The organism is Streptococcus oralis subsp. dentisani, assembly GCF_007475365.1.
Lineage (GTDB): Bacteria > Bacillota > Bacilli > Lactobacillales > Streptococcaceae > Streptococcus > Streptococcus mitis_AX.
The window spans coordinates 1,861,180-1,887,156 of sequence record NZ_CP034442.1 but is presented as its reverse complement, the minus strand read 5'-3'; the positions used below and the strand labels follow the sequence as shown (position 1 = coordinate 1,887,156).

Genomic DNA, 25,977 nt, shown 5'->3' with positions numbered 1-25,977 from the left:
GGAACGAATGACGCCAAATAAAGAAGACTACCTAAAATGTATTTATGAAATCGGTACGGAGATGCAGAAAATCACCAATAAAGAAATTGCTGCCCGTATGCAGGTCTCTCCACCTGCCGTAACAGAGATGATCAAACGCATGAAAAGTGAAAATCTCATCCTCAAGGATAAAGAGAATGGCTACCTATTGACAGATATTGGCCTCAAACTGGTCTCTGAGCTCTATCGTAAACACCGTTTGATTGAAGTCTTTCTAGTTCACCATCTCGACTATACCAGCGATCAAATCCACGAAGAAGCTGAGGTCTTAGAGCACACTGTCTCTGACCTATTTGTAAAGAGATTGGATAAACTGCTTGGCTTCCCTCAAACCTGTCCCCACGGTGGAACCATACCAGCCGAGGGAGAACTCTTGGTTGAAATCAATAACCTGCCACTAGCAGCCGTCCAGGAAGCTGGATCCTATCTTCTGACTCGCGTTCATGATAGCTTTGAACTACTCAAATATTTAGAAAAGCACGCAATTCATATCGGTGATCAACTCCAAGTCAAGCAGTTTGATGGCTTTTCCAATAGCTTTACTCTAGTCAACAAAGACGAAGACCTCCAAGTTAGTATGGATATCGCCAAACAACTCTATGTCGAAAAAATCAACTAACCCCTTATCCCTGAAAGAAGTTCATTTCAGGGATTTTTTGTTATTTTGCTTGTAAGTCCCATTCGTTTGGTGTAGAATGAAGCTAGATAAAAGAGGGAGGTCTTCCTATGAAAAAACTCTTTAGAATACACTTCGCAGCCATTGCACTCTCCGATTTGCTACTATTTGCATTTTCTACCACTAGACCCGAGACATCTTGGGACTGGCTCTTACTCTCTGGCTTCATTTTCATCCTTGCTCAGGGACTACTGCTGTCTCGCTTGGTCTTCCGACTCAAAAAACATTTCTCAGAGATTTATCCTCAGATGAACAAAAAAATTCGCCTTTATTACTTAGAGATTCTCTCAGTTGACCTTCTATTATTTGTCTTTTTAGCCATCACTGGCCCTCAACATTTCTACTCTCTTACTCCAGTCTTTACTTCCTGTCATTCTACTTTTTATTATATAACGGCTAGTCACCTAAGAGAAAACTATCCCGACTTTTACAACAAACATATCTCTTTCTGGGAGTGTCTATAAACAAAAACCAAGCCGACTGACTTGGTTTTCTTATCTATTTTTAGTATCAAGGATAATGGTGACTGGTCCGTCATTGACCAGCTCAACCTGCATATCCGCTCCAAAGATGCCTGTCTGAACGGGCACTTCTTGCGCTAGCTTTTGATTGAGAGCATCATAGAAATCTGATGCCATATCAGGCTTGGCTGCACCTGTAAAGGCGGGACGATTGCCTTTCTTGGTATCTGCAAAGAGGGTAAACTGAGAAATAGAAAGAATTGCGCCCTCAATATCCTTAACAGACAGATTCATCTTGCCTTCTGCATCAGAAAAAATTCGCATGTTGACGAGCTTTCGGACAGCATAGTCCAGATCTTCCTCTTGGTCCTCTGGTCCTACTCCGACCAACAATAAGAGCCCCTGATTGATTTTTCCCTGAACCTGACCTTCAATACTCACTTGAGCTTTCTTAACTCGTTGAACGACGATTTTCATAAAAATCCTTTCTAGATCTTAGCCATTGGTCCGTTTGACAGAGTAGACCTCTGGCACACTCTTAATCTTATCCACGACTGTGGTCAGTGTAGAGAGATTTGAGATTCCAAAGGACACATGGATATTGGCAAATTTCATATCCTTGGTTGGTTGGGCATTAACGGTTGAGATATTCTTAGTTGTGTTGGAAAGAACTTGCAGAACATCATTTAAGAGACCTGTACGGTTGAGGCCGTAGATATCGATGTGAGCAATATATTCCTTGCTTGAGTATTGGTCTTCCCATTCCACATCAAGGAGACGTTGCTCGTAGTTTTCTTGGGCGCGAAGGTTCATACAGTCCACGCGGTGAATGGCCACACCACGCCCCTTGGTAATGTAGCCGACAATATCGTCACCAGGCACGGGATTACAACACTTAGCAATCCGAACCAAGAGACCTGAGGCACCTTCAATAATGACACCGCCCTCATGCTTAACCTTGAGGGTTTCTTTGTTTTCAACCTTGACCTCGCCGCCTTTGACAAGCTCTTCTGCTTCAGCCCTAGCCTTGGCACGTTCCTCCTCACGGCGTTCCTTTTCAGTCAGACGGTTAAAGACAGTAATAGCACTGATTTCTCCAAAACCAATGGCCGCAAAGAGGGATTCTTCTGTCTTGTAGCTGGTCTTTTGAAGGACTTGGTCCATGTGCCGCTTGTCCATATACTTATTAGCCACATAGCCATTCTCTTGGAGTTGATTAATCAGCAGTTCGCGTCCCTTATTAACAGACAATTCCTTGTCTTGATTTTTAAAGAACTGGCGAATCTTGTTGCGTGCCTTGCTAGTCTTAACCATGTTGAGCCAGTCACGACTCGGGCCAAAGGAGTTGGGGTTGGTGATAATTTCAACCTGATCCCCTGTCTTAAGCTTGGTTGTCAGAGGAACCATACGGCCATTGACCTTGGCACCAGTTGCTTTTTCACCGACTTTGGTATGAATTTCATAGGCAAAGTCAATCGGGCCTGAATCTTTTGGAAGGGAACGTACAGCCCCATCTGGGGTAAAGACGTAAATCTCCTCAGCTAGGTAGTTTTCCTTAACAGAATCCACAAATTCCTTGGCATCATCAGCCTGGTCTTGCAACTCAATCATTTCCTTGATCCAGTTCATCCCGATAGCTGATTCTTTGCTGTTGACCTGCCCCTTGATTCCTTTTTTATAAGCCCAGTGAGCCGCAACCCCGTACTCAGCCACTTCGTGCATTTCCTTGGTACGAATCTGGAATTCAATCGGGCCTTTTGGTCCATAGACAGTCGTATGGATAGACTGGTAACCATTGGCCTTACGGTTAGCAATATAATCTTTGAAGCGACCTGGCATGGGTTTCCAAAGTTCATGCACATAGCCCAGCATGGCATAGACATCACTCTGGGTATCTAAGATACAGCGAATAGCAATCAGGTCATAGATTTCCTCGAAGCGTTTCTTTTTATCCTGCATCTTGCGATAGATAGAGTAGATATGCTTGGGACGGCCATAGATTTTCCCTTTTAGATTGCGTTCGGAAGTGTACTCCTCCAACTTTGTCACGACTTCATCGACCAAAGCCTCACGCTCTCTGCGTTTTTCTTTCATCATGTGAGTGATCTTGTAAAACTCGGTCGGATTGAGGTAACGGAAGGATAGGTCTTCCAACTCCCACTTGACGCTGGAAATCCCCAGACGATGAGCAAGCGGTGCATAGATTTCCATGGTTTCTCTGGAAATGCGCTCCTGCTTGTCTTTTCGCAGGTGGTTAAGTGTTCTCATGTTATGCAAGCGGTCAGATAGTTTAACCAAGATAACGCGAATATCCTCAGACATGGCCATAAGCATCTTGCGGTGATTTTCCGCTAATTGCTCCTCAATTGATTTGTACTCGACCTTACCAAGCTTAGTCACCCCATCAACAATAATGCGAACATCATGACCAAACTCTTGCTCTAAATCATCCAAGGTCGTATCCGTATCCTCAACTACGTCATGCAAAAAACCACAGGCAACTGTCACAGCATCTAGCTTGAGCTTAGCTAAAATCCCTGCCACCTGAATGGGATGAATAATATAGGGCTCGCCAGATTTACGATACTGACCACTATGGCATTCAACTGCGTAAACCAAGGCTTTATGTACAAAAGCAACATCTTCTTTCGATAAATATTTTTGCGTTAAAGCGACAACCTCATCGCCCGTCAAATTCACTTCTTTCGGCATCTATTCTCTCCAATTCTTCCTACCATTTTATCACTTTTTTAAGAATATTAAAACTAGAAAAGCCTGTTTTCATGCCTAGCCTAAGCAATTAAAAGAAAAACACTGCAAGAGAGACTCTGCAGTGCTTTGTTATTTTATTTATCTTAGTAAACTGTTTTTTCAGTTTCTACATCGAAGAAGTGTGCTTTGTTCAAGTCGAATCCAAGTTCAACCGTTGCACCTGTTTGCAAGTAGTCACGAGCATCCACTTTTGCAACAAATTCATCTTTACCAACTTGGCAGTAAAGGTGAGATTCTGAACCAAGCAATTCTGATACTGAAATAGTAGCTTTGACAACTGATTCTGGGAATGTTTCAAGGAAAGCAGGTTCTGCATTCACATCTTCTGGACGAATACCGAAGATCAATTCTTTTCCTTCGTAGCCTTTTTCACGAAGAACTTTCAAAGCACCTTCTGGAACTTTCAAGCGGAAACCGTCAGAAACAATTTCGCTACCAACCAATTTCACGTTGATGAAGTTCATAGCTGGGCTTCCGATGAATCCTGCAACGAACTTGTTAACTGGGTTTTTGTAAACTTCTTGAGGTGTACCGATTTGTTCAACACGTCCGATAGTACCTGTACCAGCAGGGTTCTTAGTTGCTGACATGATAACGATACGGTCAGCAAGAGTCATTGCTTCTGTTTGGTCGTGAGTTACGTAGATAGTTGTAGCTCCGATACGGCGGTGGATTTTCGCAATTTCAGCACGCATAGATACACGAAGTTTGGCATCCAAGTTTGACAAAGGTTCGTCCATCAAGAATACTTTTGCATCACGGACGATGGCACGACCCATGGCAACACGTTGACGTTGACCACCTGAAAGGTCAGCAGGTTTACGATCCAAGAATTCTTTCAAACCAAGGATTGCTGCTGCTTCTTGCACACGTTTATCGATGTCTTCCTTGCTGTATTTACGCAATTTCAAACCGAAAGCCATGTTGTCATACACAGTCATGTGTGGATAAAGAGCGTAGTTTTGGAATACCATAGCGATGTCACGGTCTTTTGGAGCTACGTCATTGACAACCACGCCATCGATAGATGCAGTACCTTCTGTGATGTCTTCAAGACCAGCAATCATACGAAGAGTTGTTGATTTACCACATCCTGAAGGACCTACGAAAACGATAAATTCTTTGTCTTTGATGTCCAAGTTGAAGTCTTCAACTGAGTAGTGTTCGCTGTTTGGATATTTTTTGTAGATGTTTTTAAGATTTAATTCTACCATCGAGGTGAACTCCTTCTGTCTTTTGATAGTTTTATTATAGATGAAAACGCTTTACATTTCTATGGCAAGGTGACTAAAAAAATTAAAAAGTTCTGTGCAACTTGCACAAAACTTTAGAGAATATCTGGTAAAATCAACTGATAACACAAGGTGAGATCCGTCAACTCCTTCAACTGCAGTCCTGTCAATTCTTCCCATTTGTCAATCTTGTATTGGAGAGAATTGCGATGCAGATAGAGTTGCTGGGCTGTTTTAGTTAAGACAGCACTATTTTCCCAAAGGGAGAGAATGATTTCCTGAATCTGATCCTGATCCAAGATCATCTGGTGCAGGCATTCTTTAATGACCCTCAGGTCCACTAGTCTTTCTCCCATACTCCAAAGATAGAGCTGTGAAAAAGCATGAACACCTTGGTGACCCTGACGCCACCAAGTCTTAAACAAGTCTCGCTCTGCTTTGATCAAGTCTGATAGGGCTTGAGGGCCTGTCTGAAACCACACCTGCCCCAACATGATAGACAGACGAAGACCAAAGTCATACTCAACTGCTTCAATCGTATCAGATAAAATTGATCGTACAGAGGTGTACTTATCTTGTTGAAGCACGAAAACATAATCCTGAGCCCCGACCTGTAGCACTGTTTGGCAGTTGGGAAAAAGAGTCCGCATCATGTCTAGCCAAGAGGATAGATTTTCCTGTTGGAAATAGGAAAGATGGCAATAAGCCAGCTGAATCTTTTTGAAAGCTTGCGGTGCCTGCCCCTTCCCCTCAATCAGATAGGGATACCAAGGATTGAGTGAACGAGCCTGCTCCTGCTGAGTCAAAAGGGCAACCAGCTGCTTTTCACGCTCGCTGAGCCCAGCTTCCTCCAGTAAAATCCACTGCTGAGAGGCTAAAGGGAGAGTGAGATAGCCTGGTTTCTCTACTGGCTGATCTGAAATCTGAGCCTCAGGAAACCAGTCCTGTAGTTCTTTTGCAAGCATTTCTACTCCTCCACTTTTTGGATACACCAAGAGATTAAGGTTTCTAAGCGCTCTATATTTTCAGTCAGATGAAGATAGCCCATGACTGCTTCAAAACCTGTAGACATGCGGTAAGTCACCACATCAGCATTTTTAGCCTTTGTATGACTATTGGTATTGCGACCTCGTTTATAGATTTCTTCTTCCTTTTCCGTCAAGACATGCTCCTCCAACATGAGGGCAATCAGACGAGCCTGAGCCTTGGCTGAGACATACTTGGTCGCCTCTTGGTGAAGTTTATTGGGTTTGGTCATACCTTTTAGGATGAGGTGACGGCGAATATACATGGAATAAACCGCATCTCCTTCAAAGGCTAGCGCAATCCCATTAATGAGATTGACATCAATCACGTGTCCACCTCACTCCATCTTTGGTGTCAAGGAGCTTAATCCCTTGAGCAGCCAGTTGATCTCGGATTTGGTCTGCTGTCGCAAAGTCACGATTGGCACGCGCTTCTTGTCGTTTTTGGATCAAGGCTTCGATCTCTGCATCCAAAACTTCCTCAACAAAGACAATACCAAAGACCTCTAACATAGCCGCAAGAGATTTCTTAACACTTGCATCATAGTTGCCAGAGTTGATCCATTTGGCCATTTCAAAGACAACTGTGATACCATTGGCAGCGTTAAAGTCCTCATCCATAGCTGCAACAAACTTATCTTTAAAGGCTTGTAACTCTTGAATATCTACAGTCCCAGAAAATGGTTGCTCGTAAGTGTTCTTCAGATATTTGAGATTAGTCTCGGCATCACGCACAGCTTTTTCCGTAAAGTTGATTGGCTTGCGGTAATGCTGAGTAGCAAAGAAGAAACGAAGTACTTGCCCATCAATAGTTTTGAGGGCATCATGTACAGTAATAAAGTTACCCAAAGACTTGGACATCTTGACATTATCGATGTTGACAAAGCCATTGTGCATCCAGTAGTTGGCAAAGGTCTTACCTGTTTTAGCTTCTGACTGGGCAATTTCGTTGGTATGGTGTGGAAATTCAAGGTCGGCTCCACCACCGTGGATATCAATAGTATCACCTAGAATCTCTGTCGACATGACCGAACACTCGATATGCCAGCCTGGGCGACCATGTCCCCAAGGACTGTCCCAGAAAATCTCACCTGGCTTAGCTGCCTTCCAGAGAGCAAAGTCCACTGGATTTTCCTTACGGGCGGTCTCCTCATCTGTCCGACCAGAAGCACCCAACTCCAAGTCTGCCAAGGTTTTGTTGGCTAATTTGGCATAATCGTGAGACTTTTCGACGCGGAAATAGACATCCCCCTGACTCTCATAGGCATAGCCTTTTTCAATCAAGTCTTCCACAAAGCGGATAATGTTAGCCATAAACTCGACTACACGCGGATGGCGAGTCGCAGGCTTGACACCCAAGGCAGTCACGTCCTCACGAAAGGCCGCGATATACTTGTCCGCAATCTCCTGAGGCGTGATGCCTTCTTCCCTTGCGCGATTGATAATCTTATCATCCACATCCGTGAAATTGGAAATATAGGCAACTTCGTAGCCACGGTATTCAAAGTAGCGACGAATGGTATCAAAGGCTACTGTTGAGCGGGCATTGCCGACATGGATATAGTTGTATACAGTTGGCCCACAAACATACATCTTGACCTTGCCGTCCTCGATTGGGACAAATTCTCGCAAATCACGAGACATGGTGTCGTAAATTTTAATCATGCGGTCCACTCCCTTCTCTATTTCTGACTTTTTCGGCTGAAAACCAGCTCTGCAAAAGGGCCAAATTGTCTGAGGCTATCCAGTTGGTAAAAGCGCTGCCCTTCCTCTTGGGTAAAGAGGGAAACCCCCTTTCCTAGGATAAGGGGCGCTATCTGAATAATGAGGTGGTCGAAAAGATCCGCATTCAAGAGCGGTCCTACCAAGGAATTACCACCAACCACAAAGACATTTTTGCCTTTGTCAATCTGGTGAACAAAGTCCACCACATCCCCAGCTACTGGCTGATAATTGCTGACAGGCAGGTGCCTATCATGCGTAAAGACATAGTTTTCCGTAGCTTGATAAAAACTTTCTACATCTTGCAAATCTTGGATTTCCTCAAAGGTCCGCTTGCCCATGATGGTGATATCCATTTGCCTGTAAAAGTCATCATAGCCTGTATCCTCTACAGAACCAAGCTGATGCAGCCAGTCTATCCTGTGCTGGCTGTCTGCCAAGTAGCCATCCATGGTGATACAGCCGTAAAAATATACTGCCATTCTTGTAGTTACCTTTCTAGTTCCTTTGCTATTGTCAAAGCGATAGTGAAAAAAGTCATGGCATCAGCTGTCCGCTCTTCATGGCGGGCATCCCAGGTTCGGTTATGATGATCCACATAGTCAGCTGTGTAGAAGAACTGATAGACTTTACTCTTGCGAAATTGACTCCAAGCCATGATAGCCGAAGCTTCCATGTCCACCACTTTGGCTCCAGCAGCCAAGCGACGCTTGACCTTATCAGGCGTTTCTCGATAAAAGGCATCAGTCGTCCAAGACTTGGTGCGGATATGCTCAATGCAAGATTTGTTCAAAGCTTCTTCCATGGTTAAGAGCAAAGTTTCGTCATAAGCTATCTCATCACTTGCAGGAGCGTAATGGTAACTTGTACCTTCATCACGTAGAGCTGAACTTGGTAGGATAATCTTATCTGCCTGAATAGACTGATCTAGAACTCCGCAAGAACCCAAAATAATAAAGTTCTTAAATCCTCTTGCTTTGAGTTCTTCTAAGAGTCCAACAACCATCGCGGCTCCAATCGTAGCTATAGCAACTGCTACCTTACTCCCATCTTTCTCATAGATATACCATGGAAATCTACCATTTAGATTGGTTAGATAGCCGCCTTCGTAAACATCTTCAAACTGCTTTACTCGTTCAACGATTTCTCCATTAAAAGATAAAATAATCGTGTCACAGATTTCCCCACCACCACGAATACTTCTATCAGTTGGTTCGATAACCGCAGGTACATTTTCGAATTCTTCTAATAGCATTTGCCTAACCTCCTACCCAAGGCATTACTACCCTCTACAATCCCGACGATCTGTGGCTGGCTTCTCTAGCATGCTCGAGTTTATTGACGTAGTATTCTCGTTTTTCTTCGACTTCGTGGATCGTTGGCTCATCCTTCTGTCCATGAACTCGGACAATCTTAGCCGGAATTCCGACCACCGTCACATCACTAGGTACGTCTGCCACAACAACTGCTGCTGCACCAACTTTGGCATTTTCACCGATTTCTACCGGTCCGATGACTTGGGCATGGGCTGATATGAGCGCCCCTTTTCGGACAGTCGGATGGCGTTTGCCACAGTCTTTCCCTGTCCCACCGAGAGTCACTCCATGATAGAGCAGAACGCCTTTTTCAACAATCGCCGTCTCTCCAATCACCAGACCTGAACCATGGTCGATAAAGACACCTGAATCAATCTGGGCACCTGGATGAATCTCAATCTGGGTCCAAAAGCGCCAAAACTGACTATGCATCCGAGCCAGGAGTTTGAAGCCGTGCTTCCAGAGAAAATGCGAGAGACGGTGGGCAGCTAAGGCCTTGACACCTGGATAAGTCAGCAAAACTTCCAAACTGTTGCGTGCCGCTGGATCATTTTCTTTTACAATATCAATGGTTTCGCGCCACCATCCCATACATTTCTCCTTTTCTTATTCTGAATCTTTTGGTGTTTCTGTAAATTCTTTCTTAGGTTTGTGGTCCTTGTGATGACGTGGACGGTGAGGTCGCTCAGACTTTTCACCTTTTTCATCGTGTTCTGGTTTTGGTGGACGAGGAAGAAGAGCCTTCATAGAAGCATCAACACGTCCTTTTTCATCAATCTTGATAACCTTAACATCTACTTCATCACCAATGGCTACCAAATCTTCTACATTGTTCGTACGAGTCCAAGCCATTTCAGAAATGTGCACAAGTGCATCTGTCTTATCAAAGAGGTTGACAAAGGCACCAAATTTCTCGATACGAACAACCTTAGCATGGTAAACTTCATCCACTTTCGCTTCACGAACCAAACCAGCGATGATTTCTTTGGTTCGGTTAATGGCATCCTGGTCGCTAGAGTAAATGGACACATTACCTTCTTCGTCAATATCAATCTTAACGCCTGTTTCAGCGATAATCTTGTCAATGGTTTCTCCACCCTTACCGATGACAATCTTGATCTTGTCCACATCAATCTTGATGGTATCAATTTTCGGTGCAGTTGGAGCCAATTCTGGACGAACTTCTGGTATCGTTTCTTCAATCACATCAAGGATTTCAAAACGGGCTTTCTTGGCTTGGGCAAGGGCTTCTGTCAAGATTTCCGCAGTAATCCCTTGGATCTTGATATCCATTTGTAGGGCTGTAATCCCTTCACGAGTACCGGCAACCTTGAAGTCCATATCTCCAAAGTGGTCTTCCAAACCTTGGATATCTGTCAATACTGTGTAGTTGTTTCCATCTGAGATGAGACCCATGGCAATCCCTGCTACTGGCGCCTTAATTGGCACACCACCAGCCATAAGTGCAAGCGTTCCCGCACAGATAGAAGCCTGAGAAGAAGAGCCATTTGATTCCAAGACTTCTGCTACCAGACGGATAGCGTAAGGGAATTCTTCCAAACTTGGCAAGACTTGAGCAAGGGCACGCTCACCGAGAGCACCGTGACCAATTTCACGACGACCAGGCGCACCGTAACGACCCGTTTCCCCTACAGAGTATTGAGGGAAGTTGTAGTGGTGCATAAAGCGTTTCTTGTATTCTGGGTCCAAACCATCGATGATTTGCGTTTCTCCCATTGGGGCCAAGGTCAAGACAGAAAGGGCTTGAGTTTGTCCACGAGTAAAGAGACCGGAACCGTGCACACGAGGAAGGAAGTCAACAACCGCATCCAAAGGACGGATTTCATCAACCTTACGACCGTCAGGACGAACCTTGTCTTCTGTGATCAAACGGCGCACTTCAGCGTGTTCCATTTGTTCCAAGATTTCAGCCACATCACGCATGATACGGTCACATTCTTCGTGGTCTGCATATTTTTCTTCATACACAGCAGTCACTTGGTCTTTGACTGCTTGAGTTGCAGCTTCACGAGCCAATTTTTCTTCTACTTGAACCGCTTTTTGGAGGTCGCTGTTGTAGGTTGCGATGATTTCAGCCTGCAATTCAGCATCTACATGAAGCAATTCCACTTCCGCTTTTTCCTTACCAACTGCCGCAACGATTTCTTCTTGGAAGGCAATCAATTCTTTGACTGCTTCATGCCCTTTCAGAAGGGCTTCCAACATGATTTCTTCTGACAATTCTTTGGCACCAGACTCTACCATGTTGATAGCGTGTTTGGTACCAGCTACTGTCAATTCAAGAAGCGAACGCTCTGCTTGTTCTTGACTTGGGTTGATGATGATTTCACCGTCGACATAGCCAACTTGTACCCCAGCGATTGGGCCGTCAAATGGAATATCTGAGATAGAAAGAGCCAAGGATGAACCAAACATAGCTGCCATCGGTGCAGATGCATTTTCATCATAAGAAAGGACGGTGTTGATAACTTGGACTTCGTTACGGAAACCTTCCGCAAACATAGGACGGATTGGACGGTCAATCAAACGCGCTGTCAAAGTCGCATCTGTTGAAGGACGTCCTTCACGCTTCATAAAGCCACCAGGAAACTTCCCAGCCGCATACATTTTTTCTTCGTAGTTGACTTGAAGTGGGAAGAAATCCCCAGTTGCCATTTTCTTAGACATGACAGCAGCAGTCAAGACAGTTGACTCACCGTAACGCACGACAACAGAGCCATTTGCTTGCTTAGCAACCTGGCCAGTCTCTACAACCAACTCACGACCTGCAAAAGTCGTTTGAAACACTTGTTTTGTCATTTTAATCCCCTTTGGATTGATGAAATTATACGCCTTGCCTACAAAAATCAGGATACAAAGGGCGTAAAGAATCCCGTATGAAAATAGGAGATTGACGCAGTGTGCGATGCACACTGGGAAATCTATCTTTTTCACTAGGGATTTAGCCCGTGTTCAACTATCTAGATACTTTGAAACATCTAAGAATAATATTCTCTAGCATCTGTCTATTTTTGTTAGATTTAAATTGCTAAAAATCTTTTTATACCCTCATCTTTGTATCAAGTACGTACAGAGTCTATTTTATCATATTTTTCTTAAAAAGTGCGGGCTTTTCTATTAAAAAGGAACCATCCCCCTCGCTTGAGAAGAATGGTTTGCTTTTTATTACCCTAAAGACTGATGATTAAACAAGGCATTGGTTGCTTGGTGGATGTATTTTGCTGTTTCAGAATTGTTCATGGTGTAGAGATGCACACCTGCGACATCCTGGGTTACCAAGTCCACGATCTGATCCACTGCATAGGCAAGTCCTGCTGCTCTGAGCGACTCAGGGTCATGCTCATACTTGTCTAAGATGGCCTTAAATTTACGTGGAAGGTGGATATTCTCACACGTTTTCAAGAGACGAAGGGCTTGATTACGGTTCAGAATGGGCATGATTCCCGCATGAATAGGAACATCAATCCCTGCCAAGGTACACTTATCTTGGAAATCATAGAAACGCTCATTATCAAAGAAAAGTTGCGTTACGAGACTTGAGCAACCTGCATCCACTTTTTTCTTGAGATTTTGAATATCTGAGATTTGGTTTGGCGAGTCAGGGTGCCCCTCTGGATAGCAAGCTCCTACAATATCAAAGTGAGGGGCTTGTTCCTTGATGAACTCAATCAAGTCCGTTGCATAGCGGAAATCCTTTTGCGGTTCCACATCAGGAATGATGTCCCCACGTAGAGCCAAGATTTTTCGCACACCAACCTTGTCCAAGTCCGCAAGTGTCTCTGCAACTTTTTCCTTTGCCAGATAGATGGCTGGCAAGTGGGCAATGGTTGGAATCGCCAAGTCATTCTGGATAAAGTCTGCCAAACGAACCGTTGTTTCCTTGATATTGAATTTATTATTGCTGGCAGTCACACTGATAAAGTGTGGTGTCAGCTCCCGCATATCCTGCAAGGCTGAAATAATTTTATCATTACCCACAGCTGGGTTTGGAGGGAACACTTCAAATGAAAGTGACGGCGTTTGGCGTGACATAGTCATTATCCTTTTCTTTTTGATTTCATGATTGCTGAGCAGCTAGGGCCAAGCAGTTCCTTGATTAGTCAGTGTCACGAGAGAAATCTTATCTTATAATTTCTCACGCGCAGCTTTTGCTGCTTCGACAAGGCGGATCAAGCTTTCTTTTGTTTCTGGAATACCACGTGTTTTCAAACCACAGTCAGGGTTGATCCAAACTTTCTTGCTTGGAACTTTGGCAAGGATAGCCTCGATTGTATGGTCGATTTCGCCTTCGTTTGGCACACGAGGAGAGTGGATATCGTAAACCCCAGGTCCCACTTCTGTTTGGAAGTTTTTCGCTTTGAGTTCATCCAAGATTTCAAGGTTTGAACGGCTAGCTTCAAAGGAAATAACGTCCGCATCCATGTTGTCGATAGCTGGGATGATATCTGTAAATTCTGAGTAACACATGTGAGTGTGGATTTGAGTGTCTGGCGCTACTGTAGAGTGTACCAAGCGGAAGGCAGGAATTGCCCAGTCAAGGTAGTCTTCGTACCAGTCGCTACGACGAAGTGGCAATTTCTCACGAAGAGCAGCCTCGTCGATTTGGATGATTTTTACGCCAGCAGCTTCAAGGTCAAGAACTTCATCCTTGATGGCAAGAGCGATTTGAAGAGTTGAGTCCTTGATAGAGATGTCTTCGCGTGGGAATGACCAGTTCAGGATGGTAACAGGTCCAGTCAACATCCCTTTAACAGGTTTGTCAGTACGGCTTTGTGCGTAGCTAGACCATTTGACAGTGATTGGGTTGAGACGAGTCACATCACCCCAGATGATTGGTGGTTTCACCCCACGCATACCGTAAGATTGCACCCAACCATTCTTAGAGAAGAGGTAACCTGACAAGTTTTGACCGAAGTACTCAACCATGTCATTACGCTCGAACTCACCGTGTACCAGCACGTCAAATCCAACTTCTTCTTGCCATTTGATCCATTCGTCGATTGTTTCAGCAAGGAAGGCATCGTATTCTTCTTGGGTCAATTCACCCTTACGGTAAGCCAAACGTTTAGCACGAACTTCTTTAGTTTGAGGGAATGAACCAATGGTTGTGGTTGGAAGAGCTGGCAGTTTGAAGGCTTCTTCTTGGATAGCTTCACGTTCAGCAAAGGCTGGCAAACGAGTGTAGTCAGCGTCTGTCAATCCAGCGATACGCGCACGAAGTTCTGCATTTTCACCAACACGTTCAGTCGCAAAGAGTTCTTTGTTAGCTGCAAGAGCTTCTGCACCTTGACCATTGCGGATAGCATCCAAGTCACGAAGTTCTTCCAATTTTTCAACCGCAAAGGCAAAGTGGTTCAAGATAGCTGGTTCAAATTCTTCGTTAGCAGTTGTAAATGGCACATGAAGAAGTGAACATGAGCTTGTCAAAACAATGTTTTCAGCTGGGATTTGCTCAAGAACAGCCAAGCTCTTTTCGTAGTTATTACGCCAGATGTTTTTACCATTGACGATACCTGCATAAAGAGTCTTGTCAGCTGGGAAACCACCTTTAACAAGTTCAAGAGTTTTCTTACCTTCAACGAAGTCAAGACCGATAGCATCCACTGGCAAGTTTACAAGGTCAGCGTAGACATCACGAACGTCACCGAAGTAAGTTTGAAGCAATACTTCAAGACCTTTTTTATCAGCCAAAAGTTTGTTGTAGAGGTTCAAGAAGAGAGCTTTTTCTTCAGCTGTCAAATCTTTTACAAGAGCAGCTTCATCGAGTTGGATGCGAGTCGCACCAAGTTCAGCCAATTTAGCAAAAACTTCTTGGTAAGCAGCTACAAAGCTATCTACGAAGTCTTCTGCTTTCACACCTTCTTCAAAGTCTGACAATTGAAGGAAAGTGAATGGTCCTACAAGGACTGGACGAGTGTTGAGACCAAGTCCTTTTGCTTCTTGGAATTCGTCAAAGATCTTGTGACCTGCAAGTTTGACTTGAGTGTCTTTTTCAAATTTAGGAACGATGTAGTGGTAGTTGGTGTTAAACCACTTCTTCATCGGAAGGGCGCGCACATCCCCTTTTTCTCCTTGGTAACCACGCGCCAAGGCAAAGTAGCGCTCAAGGTCAGTCAAGTCCAAGTTTTGAACTGAAGCAGGCACCACGTTGAAAAGGAAGGCTGCATCTAGGAAGTTATCATAGTGAGAAAAGTCATTTGATGGGATTTCAGTGATACCTTTTTCTTTGACAATGTTCCAGTGTTTCGCGCGCAATTCTTTTGCTGCGGCAAGGAGTTCTTCTTCTGAGATTTCTTTTCTAAAGTATTTTTCAGTTGTAAATTTTAATTCGCGGAATTCGCCCAAACGAGGGAAACCGATGATCGTAGTTGACATGATGTGTCCTCCAAAATTTGTTGTTGAAACTATCTTAACAGAAAAGAAACTGTCTGTATAATTGTAAATAATTAGGCTTTGATATAGTTTGAAACTATATCACTTTTTTGAACAAAAGAAAAAGACTTGAGACCGGTGTCTCAAATCCTTTGTATTGCTTGTTTTGTGGCTGTATTTTAGTTGGAATGCTCAAACGAGCTATTGACAATTCTTCTAAGTGACTATGGCTTGCTATTAGAAAAGACTATAGGTCTATCCCCTTCTCTCGGAGATTTGCCAGACACTCCTCATAGTATCTTGCATCATGTTCGCTATAGATAGGATTCCCCAACTTTTCCTCAGGCAAGTCTTCATAAGCTGGACAAATTTTACCTCGGTAGTTTTTATCCAGCCACTCTGGACTGACCTTATAGCCTCGGTTAGCCATCTCCTTCATGATCAAGTCATGGTAGGCATAGAGACGATAGGGCGAATGGGTAAAGACATAGTCCACTGTCGCATGCTTTCTACCCCAGCCATTGCCACGCAGGGCGCAACACTCCCGATGTTGCCCCAAAAGTTGAGGACGGGGAAGTTGTGAAATCAAAGCCTCATGCCAAAGTCTCATGGGCGTCTCCTTTCAGTAAAGTCGAATGTTGCAAGTAGGTATTGGGATAGCGATCCAGCAAGTCTCGAGTCTTAGCGATCAAGTCTTTCTTAGAAGTTTGACCAAAGCGGTAGCGATCCAGCAAGAGCATATAGTCCTTGCGCTCAACATCTGTCGCTTTCTTTTTGAAATAGCCCCAAATATGCTGAAAGGCATTGCAAACCTGACCCCTGTGTTCTGGGATTTGACAGGCACGGTCGATTAGTTCTTGAACATGACTTACCTCCACCACTTCATTCTTGAGATATTGGCGAATCTCATTGTAAATATTGCTGGAATGGCTCAAAACAAGGTATTTATTTCTAGCCCAGAGTTGTTGACACTGGGATTTTTGATTAGTTTGTTCCATGTTTCTCTTTACTTTCTATCAGTTTCCAGGAAATATGGAAACAAAATTGTATCTTGGTCTTATTTCAAAAAATAAGCGAATTATGAGCGAATAAAGAAGCTATCATTACTAACTGTATGGAACATTTTCATCTTCTACAAATTTCCATAGATTCAAGAAACAAAGTAATAATTTTCTTTTAATTCACGAAAACGGTCAAAACTGAGAATACCCTCATTTTGTAGTCTGCCTAAAACGACGCTAGGATGAATATCTATCTCCTCTGCAAAACGTATGATATCCGACTTATCAAAGTTTCCTTTTTCAACAAAAGCCTGATAGTCTTCTGGTCTTATTAAAAGATCTTTTGCAAACTGATCTGCCTCTTCCTCAGAAAGTCGGTAGGATTCGCTATTTCCATCATCAGATGAAAAATCATTCTCCAGAATATGTCCTATCTCATGGAAAAGTGAGAACCAGAAAATATCTGATGCTTTGTTTCGATCCGTGAGTAAAAGCAAGGCACTGCCATTACTGAATTTTTTAGTTGCTCCATTCAGATTGGCATTTGGCAAAGCAGGTAGACCGACTAAAACAACACCACAATCAAGTAAGATATCGTACAAGCGCTGTGGAAAGATTTCTGGGTCCTGTCTGGTCAACTCTCTCAAGGCAGGCAAGCTTTTCTCTAACTTTCTGCGATTGAGCTTGATAGTTGTTGTATCACGTGCTTTTTTAGATGCCAACTCCAGCATGATATTGGAGTTGATTATACTTTTAGTCGTAAACTCACGCGTATTCCGATAGCTGACTAGATGGTTAAACGATGTAAGGTTTTCTAGACTTGCCACACCTAAAATCTTGCGAAGCTCGACAATCTTTTCCTTCAAACTATAGCGTTTTTCTGGAACGTAGCCTTTTTCCTTAAAATACTTGAAATCAATCATCTCACCGATTTCTTTCTCGCTACCTTCTTCAAGCTCTCTTTCCTCTGCGATCTCAGCCACTTTTACATCATAAGCATTTTGAAGATTGAGCCAAGTTTGCATGGAAACTCCGCTTAGCTTGGCTAACTTATGAGCCGTTTCTTTACTAATGGACTCCTCAGCATTGACGATCTTGCTGACAGTCTTTGCTGAAACTCCCAAACGCTCCGCAAATTCTTTCTGCGTTACGTTATAATCTTCAATCAACTCTTCAACATACTGACCTGGATGAAAAGCAATCAGGTCTTTGTATTCAACAATTTTATTACTCATAGTGATTGCTGACCTCCTCTATTTTTAGGATTTCGATTTCAATAGGATTTGGAAACACCTTTTCTAGGTCCTCCTCACGAAAACCGACAATCAACCGATAGGAACTTTTCCGACCATCTATATCCAAAGCAAACTGTCCCTGTCTCTTTCCCTTGAGTTGGTGAAAGTGGTACTTAGGAAAAGCTGTCACACTAGCCAAAGAATCTGCCACTTCCAAAAAGTTAATCAGCTGATGCAACTTTACAGCAACCTTATCCGAAAAATCCTTTTTCGCCTGCCTTAGCTCTGTGCACTGCTTTTTAACAGTTTTGTTTGTATAGATAAGCTTCATAAGTCCCTTTCTGTCAAATTAAATTACCTTTTTGGTAATTTAATTATAACATAAATAAAAAATAAAAGCCAGCCAAAGGTTGATTTGGCTGGGATTAATTTGATAGAAAACCACTGCTAATATCGATTTAAAAATCAATCAAAATACGGAAGTTCGATCTGGTTATTGAGAATTTTTTCTACAATTTGGTTATTTAGTAAAGCCACAAATATTCTAATCTGGTTTCCTGAGACGGTAAGTTTATCATTTTCATATTTTGGAATGTCTTCCAAAGTATATTTGTTATTTTCATCTTCAACATGATCTTGCAAACTATTTATAGCCAACAATAATTTCTCACCCGTTATTTGATTAATCATTTTATTACCATGACCACTATAAAATGATAGTGATTTCGATAAAGCCTCATTATCAGTAACAACATTCATTATTGAATCAATATTATCAATTTGAACTTCAATTTTATCAGTTGTTAACAAAAATTTATTTTGATCACTGCTGTTAAATCGATTTAAAACTTTTTTAGCATAGTCATTTATATGAGCATAGAGTTGAAATTGTTTATCAACTTTAAAAGTATCATAAACATTTATTGAAAAAGTAGTATCATTTTCTTTAGAAATCATACAAATAAAACTTGACATAGGTAATTCTATGCTATCTTTAATTTCATGAGTAATCATATCAATTCCATTATTAACACCAGTTCGTTTTTTAAAACCTAAAAATAATTTATCTTTCACCAATAATTTATTTAAATTTAAAGGCGTAATTAAAATGATTTCTTCTTTATCCTTCAAAAAATAGTATAAAACAAGATTTGGTTTGAATCCATTTTGAGAATTTGAAAACTCAATATCATCAATACTCTTCAATCTGCTTTCTGGCTCTGAGTAATCAATATCAAAAAAATCAATCAGCTTATAATAAGGACTTCCTGCAGTCAATTTTTCAATTGAAAAGCTCTTTGGATTATCAAAAATTCCTAAATCACTTATCTCTTTTAATTTATCATTATTTGGAAATTCTATATTCTTCTGTATATTCTCTAATTCATTATCTGCAGTATTTAAATACTTCACAACAATTTCATCTTCTTTTACTTGAGCTAAAACAACTCTCTTTAACACTTTACTCATCTCCAATTTCCTCACCAACAATACCAAGATTACTATCTGTAACTGTTCCTAAATAAACAAAATTTATATTTTTACCTAATAATTTTTTTAAATCTTGTTTTTGAACAAATAGTAGTAAATCTTGATTGCCTTTCTGTCCCACAACCAACGAATAACCAAAGAGCATTAGGGGAACATTAACAAAAAGTTCATTTGAGTTCCAGAAAAAATAACCTAAAATTATTTGAATCAGTAACACCCCAATAATCCCTGTTATAGGAGCTTCTGGAACTGAAATTGTCGTAACCACAGGTAATAAAACTCCTAAAATAAATTCCCTACTTCCATTATTATAAGAGTAGCCTAACCGACCTTCTTCTGAGTTAATTCTCAAATAACCCCTGCTTTCTGAAATCTTACGCTTTACATAGAATAATGAACTTAGTGAGCACAAAGATAATATAATTAGAATAATGAAGGCTATCTTTTTTGTGGTTACTAATATTTGAAAATCAGGAAAAAGTTTTCCATTTGTCTCTACATATTGAGCATACATAATTATAATAAGAAATAAATAGCTTAATAAAAACGATGAAACAAAATATGTTAATTTAAACTTTTTACTAACATTATCATTAAACATTTAAACCACATCCTTTCCCTATTCTACCGTCACTTGCCCGTTCATCAGCATTGGCAAGAGCCAATCGCGCAGTTGGGTGAGTTCTTGGTTTTGCTCATTGTTCTGTAAAACTTGGGTTCTAATGCTATCAATAATCTCCCCAAATTTTTGTATATATGTTTTCTCAAATGGACTCTGGAATCCAATCATTATATCAGGCGAAACTCTTTTATGACTATTTGAAGTACCTGTTGCAAATCGTGTACAATACTCAATAAATTCTTTGCCCGTTGCAACTTGATACAAAAAGTTTTTCTCAAATCGATTAAATGTTTTCCATACAATAAACTCAGTTGATGAAATTGCATTTTCTTCTAGATTATAAATAACTCTGTTAAACCATGGATTAAGTTTTGAAACTAACAAATCATTTTTTTCGACTTTAAATTTATTACTTTTAATACTTTCTCCAAGTTCTAATGAATATGTACCTGTAGTATCAAATTCTGGTATACTATAGTACTTAAATTCTTCATTTGGAAATTTCATTGGATTTGTTGTTTCTTTACCAATTTTAAGTAATGAGTCCAACTTCTCCACTCCCCACCCCTCTGGGATTTCGCGTTTGAGTTCTGGGTGATAGACCATCTTGCCACCACTTGATTTATAGGGTTTGCCATTCTGGTCTGGGAAATCAAACTGGACAAACCAGTAGTCATAGAGGGTCTTGGCCATGGCTTCCAACTCTTGGTTGATTTGGTTGTTGGTTTGGATTTTTTTGTCTAAAGCACCCAAAATATCTGTTATTTGATTTTGTTGTTGGATTGAAGGAACATTCGGTATCTTAGTATCTCTTAAATTATCGTTATATAATCTTTTTATGGTACTTCCATTTGTGGTAATAAAAGGATTTGTCTGTAAAAAATAATAAAGAAACTGATTTGTTACCTTTGATTCATCATTTTCTATCCATACTATATTGGAATCCTGAAAATAAGAATCTTCTCCATCAAATATTACTGTTTTCCCAATTGTTCCTGCAGCAGAAATTAAAATATCACCTTTTTTAGGGTATGAATATCTTTCTTTGTATTCACGATAAATCTTTTCATCAATATAGACTGTCGGAGTACCACCAAACGTTGAGATTTTATAAAAAGGGATTCCTGAAAATTCATTTGTCTGGGATTTTAATATTCTCTTACACATTGAGATTTTTCCAATCTCCCCTAACCTTATACTACTCATACTTCAATCCCTTCATCTGCTTCTCTATCTCCTGCTCCAAGTCATGTGATTGCTGGAAGAGGTCTGAGAGTTTGTTTTGAAAGGCGGTCATCTTGGCTTCAAACTCTTCTGCTGTGATATCTACATAGTCGATCTTGATGTCAAAGTATTGGCCTGCGCTGAGAGAGTAGTTTTTCTCCTTGATATCCTCATAAGAAACCGTGACAGAAAAGTCTTCGACGACTTCTTTCTTGATAAAGGTCTCGACGATCTTCTGCTCTTCCTCAGGAGAGAGGACAGTCTTTTGGTTCTTGCCTTCCTTGACTTTGGTTCCGAGGTTTGAGGCATCGATGAGGACGACATCACCCTTGTTTTTCTTATCGATAAAGAGGATGGAAACGTTGGTTCCTGTCGTCGCAAAGATATTGGACGGCATAGAAACGACACCTGCCAGCATTTGATTGTCCACCAAGTGTTGACGGATAGTCTTGTCAATCCCTGACTGGGCTGTGATAAATCCTGTCGGCAAGACAACGGCTGCTTGACCGTCTGGTTTCAGGGAGTAGATGATATGCTGAACAAAGAGCTCATAAATCGCCATCTTGTCCTTGGACTTGGCAGGAACCTTTGGCACACCTGCAAAGAAACGCTCACTAGCTTCCGGCAAGGTCTCGACTTGGTCACGCCACTCTGAAAAGTCCAACTTGAAAGGAGGGTTGGACACGATATAGTCCATCTTTTCAGGATGGCGATTAGCTATAATGGTATTTCCCTGTACGATATTATGAATGGAGTGCTGTAGTCCATTCAAGATCAGATTGAGACGGAGGAGATTGGAGGACTTTTGCGAGATGTCCTGACTATAGACAGTAGTCTTGTCCACGCCGATACGACTAGCCAGGTTCATCAGCAAGGTGCCCGAACCAGCTGACGGATCATAGATGCGCACATTTGACGGCTGGTCATGTCCCACCAGGATATCCGCGATAATCTTAGCGACTGAGTGAGGTGTGTAGTACTCGGCATACTTGCCACCACCGTCTTTGTTGTAGTCCTTGATCATGTACTCAAAAAGAGTAGAGAAAAAATCAAAGCCTTGTGAAAAAATATCCTCGTCAAACTTGACACGGGCTAGGAGATTGATGATAGATTTTGCCACTTCGTTACGTTTACTACAATCTGATATAGTATCTGTAATCAAACGCTCATCAAAGAGACGAATGGCCGTATCCCCGTCTGTGTGAACGGAGAAGATATCGTTATTGTCAATGGCTATCTGGTTGAGGGTATTTTCAAAAGTTTCGTAAAAAGTCGGCTCATTTTGCTGACGGTGGAGGGTTTCGATCAACTGGTCTGGCTTGAGCCAAGCGGTGCTGGTACCGATATCCTCCAAGAGCCAGTCGTAGTCTTCCTCACTCATAGCCAACAAATTTTCATAGGTGTTGGACTCATCTAGGACCTTGGCTTGATACAAAAACTTATCGTTTAAAAATTTGTAGAGGAAGGACTGGGTGAGGAGTTTATACTCACCCGCTTCTCCTCCTAGTCCCGCGTGGGTAAATACAGCTTTCAAATCATCTACCAAGCCTTGGACTTGGACTTTGTATGTTTCATTCATTAGTGTTGGTATTCCTCTTCATATCCTTCAAATAGTGACTCGACGATATAATTAAAATCCTCTCTTGTCAAACTACTTGCAGATTCGTTAGTTTTCATTTCAATCCGAGCTTCTTCTCGAATCATTTTCTTGAGAAAGTCCTCGTTATCGAGTACTCCTTGATTTTGACCGATTTTACGGTCTAGTCTGACTTTAGAACCCTTGATGACATGATAAATAGCAGGAAACTCGCTTACCGTTGTTGAGTTGGTCACATGCTTGTAGGAACGAGCCGCCATATCATCTCCGTTAAAGTTCATAGCTAAGCGTCTCATACGAGTATGATATTCCTCCACGGACTTAAAGAGTTCTTCATAGTCTTTTTGGGTTTCTTTGATATTCTCCATGGTAAAGCCTTCTTGGCCATGGATGAGGTGTTTCTTCATGATGCGTTGAAATTCTTCGTAGAGAGAGACCCACTCAGGATCCTTTTCATCACGTTGTTTTTTAATTCCACTTGCCACTCGACGTTTCAAATCTTCTAGGTCATTGGCTGCTAGACGAAGTTCTTCTTCTGCAATCTTGACAAAGCTGAAGCTGGTCTCAGACATAGCCAAGTTTAGAAGGGTTCGGCTTGAAAACTCATCTGGCTTATCTATCAGTGACAAGGTCAGCAAGCGTCTGGAGAGGATATTGAGCAGAGTTGCTATCTGAACGATATCAATCTGTTGGAGCAGATGTTCATAGCCTAGTAAACGAGCGACATTGTAGTACTGCTTGATAGACTCTAGGGCTTTACGAAGGTCATTTAACTCCTTTCTATCCTTAATATCATTGATAACTTGAGAAAAGTATTCCAGATTTCTCGTCGGATAATCGATGAGAATCTTTTCGGTCTTGCTTAACTCTTGGGCAATCTCATCCGCTGGCACAAATAGAGAACCAAAGACATCTTCCCCATTTTCTCCAGTTAGAGTAATGTCGTATTCTTGATTTAACTCCTCTAGATAGGCGCGGTTGGTCTTGTCGAACTCCTTTGAGATATCTGCAAAGTCAATAACATAACCAAAGATATAGTCCTTGTAAGGACGATTGACACGAGTCAAGGTCTGAAGGAGATTGTGGGCCTTGATCTTGCGCCCTAGATAGAGGCGCTTGAGACGAGGGGCATCAAAACCTGTCAGGAGCATGGAGTATACGATGATCAGGTCAATCTTACCTTCCTTATAGGCATCTACCTTGTCCTTCTTCTCTTCCTTATCTCCCTCATCATGGAGGATAAGAGCGGAGGTCAACTTGGTTAAGCCTGCTTGGCGTCTTTCTTCTAATTGTTTTTCAAGCTCACGAGCCTGCTTGGACGAGTCACAGACAATCATGCCCCCGATGCTCTGGTCATCAAAGACCAAATCACGCGCTCGATTAAAATCTTCAATGATAAAATCAAGCATGGGCTCTACATAATGAGGATGAGCAAAGATATCTTCCTTGGACAGGTCGCCTCGTTGGATTTCTTCATTGATAGATCTGAGATTATCTTTATAGGAAGTTTCGATATCCTCTCGCATCAGGCGTAGGGTAAAACCATCATCAATGGACTGGTTGTAGTAGTATTTATGGATGTAGTCTCCAAAAATATCACGAGTCGTCGCATGACTTTCCTTAGTCTTGCCATCTTTCTTATAGGTGATGAGGGGCGTTCCTGTCAAAGCAATCTTGATAGCATTGGTATCTGCCTGATAGAGATTCGGCAAATAGGAACCTCGTTCATTGTATGAACGGTGGGCTTCATCGATAAAGTAGATATTTTGACGATTGAGGTCATAGCCCGAGCGGTCAGTCAGGTCTGAATCATCCTTAAACTTCTGGATATTAACCACAGCTACGTCATAGCCGTCTTGTTTTTGATTCAGTTCTTGTGGGTTATTGATGCGCTTAACCTTGAGTCCTCGTTTGGTGAATTCCTTAAAGGCCTGGTCAGCTAGGTCTAAACGGTCCACAACAAAGTAAAACTGCGGAACAATCCCTTGTTTTGAAAAATAATGAGTTAAATAGCGGATATTGAAATACGCCAAGGCAGTCTTACCCGAACCTTGTGTATGCCAGATAATCCCTTTTTTGACACCTTTTGCAATTGTTTCTTCGATAGCACGTGTTGCAAAATACTGAGGATAGCGCATGACGTGCTTTTGCAATTGCATCTGCCCGTCCTTGCTTTCTTCTTCGACATAGACCAGACCAAAACGAAGCATAAAGAGCAGACGTTCCTTCTGGTACAAAGAAGACAGAAAGGCATTGCAAGGTGTATCAGGGTTTAGGTTTGTTGTAAACTCTGGCTGAGACTTGAGGGCAAAGCGCTTCATATCTTCTAGGACAAAGTCGATTTGTTCCTCGGATAGCATGGCAAGGGAATGAAGGAAATCTTCTTCTCTTTCTTCCTTGAAAGAATTAAACTTGGTTTTTGAATAGGCGTTCGAACCGTAATAAGAACCCTGTTTTTGTTGACCTTGTCCACTAATATACGGCAAGTTATCAGAAAGGGCAATGAGCTGGGTAATGTTGTTAAAACGACGGAATTTACGGTTTTCAAATCGGTACCTGGTTCTGTCTTGCTCGGACTGAATCCCTGTCTTCCCATCGCGGATAGCATTGGGCTGTTTAACTTCAATATAAGAAAGTGGCAGACCATTGATAAAGATGACAATATCTGGACGGAACTCATCCTGACCATTTTGACAGGTTACTTCCAGTGCCAGATGGAAGGTGTTTGCTTCTGGGTGTTCCCAATCAATATATACGGTATTTTCCTGACCTTGTAATCGTTTAAAGAAAGAACGTCCCAGATCATTTTGGTCTAGTTCCAACTTGATATTAGCCAGTTCTCTCTCAAAATCATCCTCTGTCAAGTAGTTGTTAAATTTAAAAAATTGCTCCTTAAAAACAGATACAAGGATATTGGTATCTGGGTCTCTTTCTATCATTTCTTTGCTGTTTCGAGGCAGATAAGTATAACCCAGGCGCATGAGATGCAAGGCCGCTGGGATCTGAACTCTCGTTAATTCAGAAAAATCTTTTCTTTTTGCCATAAAAAACCTTCCTTTGTTGTTAGAACAGGCTATTTTGTTATCAATTTTACTTTAGCTGTTCCAACTGTGCTATGTCCCTATTTACCCTTTTCTTACAGGTTCACTATCCTCATTATTATATCATATT

At 41.8% G+C, this 25,977-nt stretch carries 23 protein-coding genes; 2 read left to right on the top strand and 21 right to left on the bottom strand.

The annotated features are described in order from the left end of the window. The first annotated feature begins 7 nt into the window (after positions 1-7). Positions 8-658, top strand: a complete 651-nt coding sequence (locus EJF26_RS09545) for a metal-dependent transcriptional regulator (RefSeq protein WP_000188546.1) — start codon at positions 8-10, stop codon at positions 656-658. 107 nt (positions 659-765) lie between these two features. After that, positions 766-1,179, top strand: a complete 414-nt coding sequence (locus tag EJF26_RS09540; RefSeq protein WP_000732778.1) for a hypothetical protein — start codon at positions 766-768, stop codon at positions 1,177-1,179. A 30-nt stretch (positions 1,180-1,209) separates the two neighbouring features. Here the strand turns inward: EJF26_RS09540 and dtd are convergent, their stop codons facing one another. From dtd to EJF26_RS09435, 21 genes are all read right to left on the bottom strand, one after another. Further along, entirely contained in the window at positions 1,210-1,653 is a 444-nt protein-coding gene (gene dtd, locus EJF26_RS09535) for a D-aminoacyl-tRNA deacylase (RefSeq protein ID WP_000707051.1), read from the bottom strand. Positions 1,654-1,671: 18 nt separating this feature from the next. After that, on the bottom strand, positions 1,672-3,888 hold the full coding sequence (locus EJF26_RS09530) for a RelA/SpoT family protein (protein ID WP_001123773.1): 2,217 nt from the start codon (positions 3,886-3,888) through the stop codon (positions 1,672-1,674). Between the two features lie 143 nt (positions 3,889-4,031). After that, the gene (locus EJF26_RS09525) at positions 4,032-5,162 is read right to left on the bottom strand and encodes an ABC transporter ATP-binding protein (RefSeq protein WP_000229945.1); all 1,131 of its coding nucleotides are present in this window, start codon (positions 5,160-5,162) and stop codon (positions 4,032-4,034) included. 113 nt (positions 5,163-5,275) lie between these two features. Next, on the bottom strand, positions 5,276-6,145 hold the full coding sequence (locus EJF26_RS09520; protein WP_000879851.1) for a helix-turn-helix domain-containing protein: 870 nt from the start codon (positions 6,143-6,145) through the stop codon (positions 5,276-5,278). 2 nt (positions 6,146-6,147) lie between these two features. After that, a complete protein-coding gene (locus EJF26_RS09515; protein ID WP_000567906.1) occupies positions 6,148-6,534 on the bottom strand; it encodes a Mini-ribonuclease 3 in 387 nt (128 codons plus the stop codon). Further along, a complete protein-coding gene (gene cysS / locus EJF26_RS09510) occupies positions 6,527-7,870 on the bottom strand; it encodes a cysteine--tRNA ligase (protein WP_000591112.1) in 1,344 nt (447 codons plus the stop codon). The genes EJF26_RS09515 and cysS overlap by 8 nt, the downstream gene beginning before the upstream one ends. A 17-nt stretch (positions 7,871-7,887) precedes the next feature. Beyond that, positions 7,888-8,409 (bottom strand): dihydrofolate reductase family protein, encoded by a 522-nt coding sequence (locus EJF26_RS09505; protein WP_000301977.1) that lies wholly within the window; start codon positions 8,407-8,409, stop codon positions 7,888-7,890. An 8-nt stretch (positions 8,410-8,417) separates the two neighbouring features. Next, positions 8,418-9,182, bottom strand: coding sequence for a nucleoside phosphorylase (locus tag EJF26_RS09500; RefSeq protein ID WP_000923417.1), 765 nt, complete (start codon positions 9,180-9,182; stop codon positions 8,418-8,420). 34 nt (positions 9,183-9,216) lie between these two features. Continuing rightward, positions 9,217-9,834, bottom strand: a complete 618-nt coding sequence (gene cysE / locus EJF26_RS09495) for a serine O-acetyltransferase (RefSeq protein ID WP_000539957.1) — start codon at positions 9,832-9,834, stop codon at positions 9,217-9,219. A 15-nt stretch (positions 9,835-9,849) separates the two neighbouring features. Beyond that, the gene (pnp, locus tag EJF26_RS09490) at positions 9,850-12,063 is read right to left on the bottom strand and encodes a polyribonucleotide nucleotidyltransferase (protein WP_000166433.1); all 2,214 of its coding nucleotides are present in this window, start codon (positions 12,061-12,063) and stop codon (positions 9,850-9,852) included. A 366-nt stretch (positions 12,064-12,429) separates the two neighbouring features. After that, positions 12,430-13,296, bottom strand: coding sequence for a methylenetetrahydrofolate reductase [NAD(P)H] (gene metF / locus EJF26_RS09485; protein ID WP_004246141.1), 867 nt, complete (start codon positions 13,294-13,296; stop codon positions 12,430-12,432). Positions 13,297-13,389: 93 nt separating this feature from the next. Beyond that, complete coding sequence (metE, locus tag EJF26_RS09480) at positions 13,390-15,639, bottom strand: 5-methyltetrahydropteroyltriglutamate--homocysteine S-methyltransferase (RefSeq protein ID WP_000108250.1); 2,250 nt, start codon at positions 15,637-15,639, stop codon at positions 13,390-13,392. Between the two features lie 244 nt (positions 15,640-15,883). Next, positions 15,884-16,246 carry a TIGR02328 family protein gene (locus EJF26_RS09475; protein WP_001241793.1) on the bottom strand — a complete coding sequence of 121 codons (363 nt, stop codon included), beginning with the start codon at positions 16,244-16,246 and terminating at the stop codon, positions 15,884-15,886. Further along, positions 16,230-16,634 (bottom strand): YbgA family protein, encoded by a 405-nt coding sequence (locus tag EJF26_RS09470; RefSeq protein WP_000438485.1) that lies wholly within the window; start codon positions 16,632-16,634, stop codon positions 16,230-16,232. The genes EJF26_RS09475 and EJF26_RS09470 overlap by 17 nt, the downstream gene beginning before the upstream one ends. A gap of 152 nt (positions 16,635-16,786) precedes the next feature. Beyond that, positions 16,787-17,872: a HigA family addiction module antitoxin gene (locus tag EJF26_RS09465; protein ID WP_000066247.1), complete on the bottom strand. Its 1,086-nt coding sequence runs from the start codon at positions 17,870-17,872 to the stop codon at positions 16,787-16,789. Beyond that, positions 17,865-18,203, bottom strand: coding sequence for a type II toxin-antitoxin system RelE/ParE family toxin (locus tag EJF26_RS09460; RefSeq protein WP_000767874.1), 339 nt, complete (start codon positions 18,201-18,203; stop codon positions 17,865-17,867). Before EJF26_RS09460 ends, EJF26_RS09465 begins: the two co-directional genes overlap by 8 nt. A gap of 134 nt (positions 18,204-18,337) precedes the next feature. Beyond that, positions 18,338-19,342, bottom strand: coding sequence for a hypothetical protein (locus EJF26_RS09455; protein WP_000048910.1), 1,005 nt, complete (start codon positions 19,340-19,342; stop codon positions 18,338-18,340). Continuing rightward, positions 19,335-19,964, bottom strand: coding sequence for a KwaA family protein (locus tag EJF26_RS09450; protein ID WP_000481365.1), 630 nt, complete (start codon positions 19,962-19,964; stop codon positions 19,335-19,337). The genes EJF26_RS09455 and EJF26_RS09450 overlap by 8 nt, the downstream gene beginning before the upstream one ends. A gap of 18 nt (positions 19,965-19,982) precedes the next feature. Further along, positions 19,983-21,191 (bottom strand): restriction endonuclease subunit S, encoded by a 1,209-nt coding sequence (locus EJF26_RS09445; protein ID WP_000095074.1) that lies wholly within the window; start codon positions 21,189-21,191, stop codon positions 19,983-19,985. Beyond that, the gene (locus EJF26_RS09440; protein ID WP_001006418.1) at positions 21,184-22,788 is read right to left on the bottom strand and encodes an HsdM family class I SAM-dependent methyltransferase; all 1,605 of its coding nucleotides are present in this window, start codon (positions 22,786-22,788) and stop codon (positions 21,184-21,186) included. The genes EJF26_RS09445 and EJF26_RS09440 overlap by 8 nt, the downstream gene beginning before the upstream one ends. Continuing rightward, positions 22,788-25,850, bottom strand: a complete 3,063-nt coding sequence (locus tag EJF26_RS09435; protein WP_001129121.1) for a type I restriction endonuclease — start codon at positions 25,848-25,850, stop codon at positions 22,788-22,790. The genes EJF26_RS09440 and EJF26_RS09435 overlap by 1 nt, the downstream gene beginning before the upstream one ends. Between the last annotated feature and the right edge of the window lie 127 nt (positions 25,851-25,977).

Excerpts from the sequence above, each read along its gene's own strand:
- EJF26_RS09545 (WP_000188546.1), top strand. The coding sequence starts at position 8 with ATGACGCCAAATAAAGAAGACTACCTAAAATGTATTTATGAAATCGGT.
- EJF26_RS09540 (WP_000732778.1), top strand. The coding sequence starts at position 766 with ATGAAAAAACTCTTTAGAATACACTTCGCAGCCATTGCACTCTCCGAT.
- dtd (WP_000707051.1), bottom strand. The coding sequence starts at position 1,653 with ATGAAAATCGTCGTTCAACGAGTTAAGAAAGCTCAAGTGAGTATTGAA.
- EJF26_RS09530 (WP_001123773.1), bottom strand. The coding sequence starts at position 3,888 with ATGCCGAAAGAAGTGAATTTGACGGGCGATGAGGTTGTCGCTTTAACG.
- EJF26_RS09525 (WP_000229945.1), bottom strand. The coding sequence starts at position 5,162 with ATGGTAGAATTAAATCTTAAAAACATCTACAAAAAATATCCAAACAGC.
- EJF26_RS09520 (WP_000879851.1), bottom strand. The coding sequence starts at position 6,145 with ATGCTTGCAAAAGAACTACAGGACTGGTTTCCTGAGGCTCAGATTTCA.
- cysS (WP_000591112.1), bottom strand. The coding sequence starts at position 7,870 with ATGATTAAAATTTACGACACCATGTCTCGTGATTTGCGAGAATTTGTC.
- EJF26_RS09505 (WP_000301977.1), bottom strand. The coding sequence starts at position 8,409 with ATGGCAGTATATTTTTACGGCTGTATCACCATGGATGGCTACTTGGCA.
- EJF26_RS09500 (WP_000923417.1), bottom strand. The coding sequence starts at position 9,182 with ATGCTATTAGAAGAATTCGAAAATGTACCTGCGGTTATCGAACCAACT.
- cysE (WP_000539957.1), bottom strand. The coding sequence starts at position 9,834 with ATGGGATGGTGGCGCGAAACCATTGATATTGTAAAAGAAAATGATCCA.
- pnp (WP_000166433.1), bottom strand. The coding sequence starts at position 12,063 with ATGACAAAACAAGTGTTTCAAACGACTTTTGCAGGTCGTGAGTTGGTT.
- metF (WP_004246141.1), bottom strand. The coding sequence starts at position 13,296 with ATGTCACGCCAAACGCCGTCACTTTCATTTGAAGTGTTCCCTCCAAAC.
- metE (WP_000108250.1), bottom strand. The coding sequence starts at position 15,639 with ATGTCAACTACGATCATCGGTTTCCCTCGTTTGGGCGAATTCCGCGAA.
- EJF26_RS09475 (WP_001241793.1), bottom strand. The coding sequence starts at position 16,246 with ATGAGACTTTGGCATGAGGCTTTGATTTCACAACTTCCCCGTCCTCAA.
- EJF26_RS09470 (WP_000438485.1), bottom strand. The coding sequence starts at position 16,634 with ATGGAACAAACTAATCAAAAATCCCAGTGTCAACAACTCTGGGCTAGA.
- EJF26_RS09465 (WP_000066247.1), bottom strand. The coding sequence starts at position 17,872 with ATGAGTAATAAAATTGTTGAATACAAAGACCTGATTGCTTTTCATCCA.
- EJF26_RS09460 (WP_000767874.1), bottom strand. The coding sequence starts at position 18,203 with ATGAAGCTTATCTATACAAACAAAACTGTTAAAAAGCAGTGCACAGAG.
- EJF26_RS09455 (WP_000048910.1), bottom strand. The coding sequence starts at position 19,342 with ATGAGTAAAGTGTTAAAGAGAGTTGTTTTAGCTCAAGTAAAAGAAGAT.
- EJF26_RS09450 (WP_000481365.1), bottom strand. The coding sequence starts at position 19,964 with ATGTTTAATGATAATGTTAGTAAAAAGTTTAAATTAACATATTTTGTT.
- EJF26_RS09445 (WP_000095074.1), bottom strand. The coding sequence starts at position 21,191 with ATGAGTAGTATAAGGTTAGGGGAGATTGGAAAAATCTCAATGTGTAAG.
- EJF26_RS09440 (WP_001006418.1), bottom strand. The coding sequence starts at position 22,788 with ATGAATGAAACATACAAAGTCCAAGTCCAAGGCTTGGTAGATGATTTG.
- EJF26_RS09435 (WP_001129121.1), bottom strand. The coding sequence starts at position 25,850 with ATGGCAAAAAGAAAAGATTTTTCTGAATTAACGAGAGTTCAGATCCCA.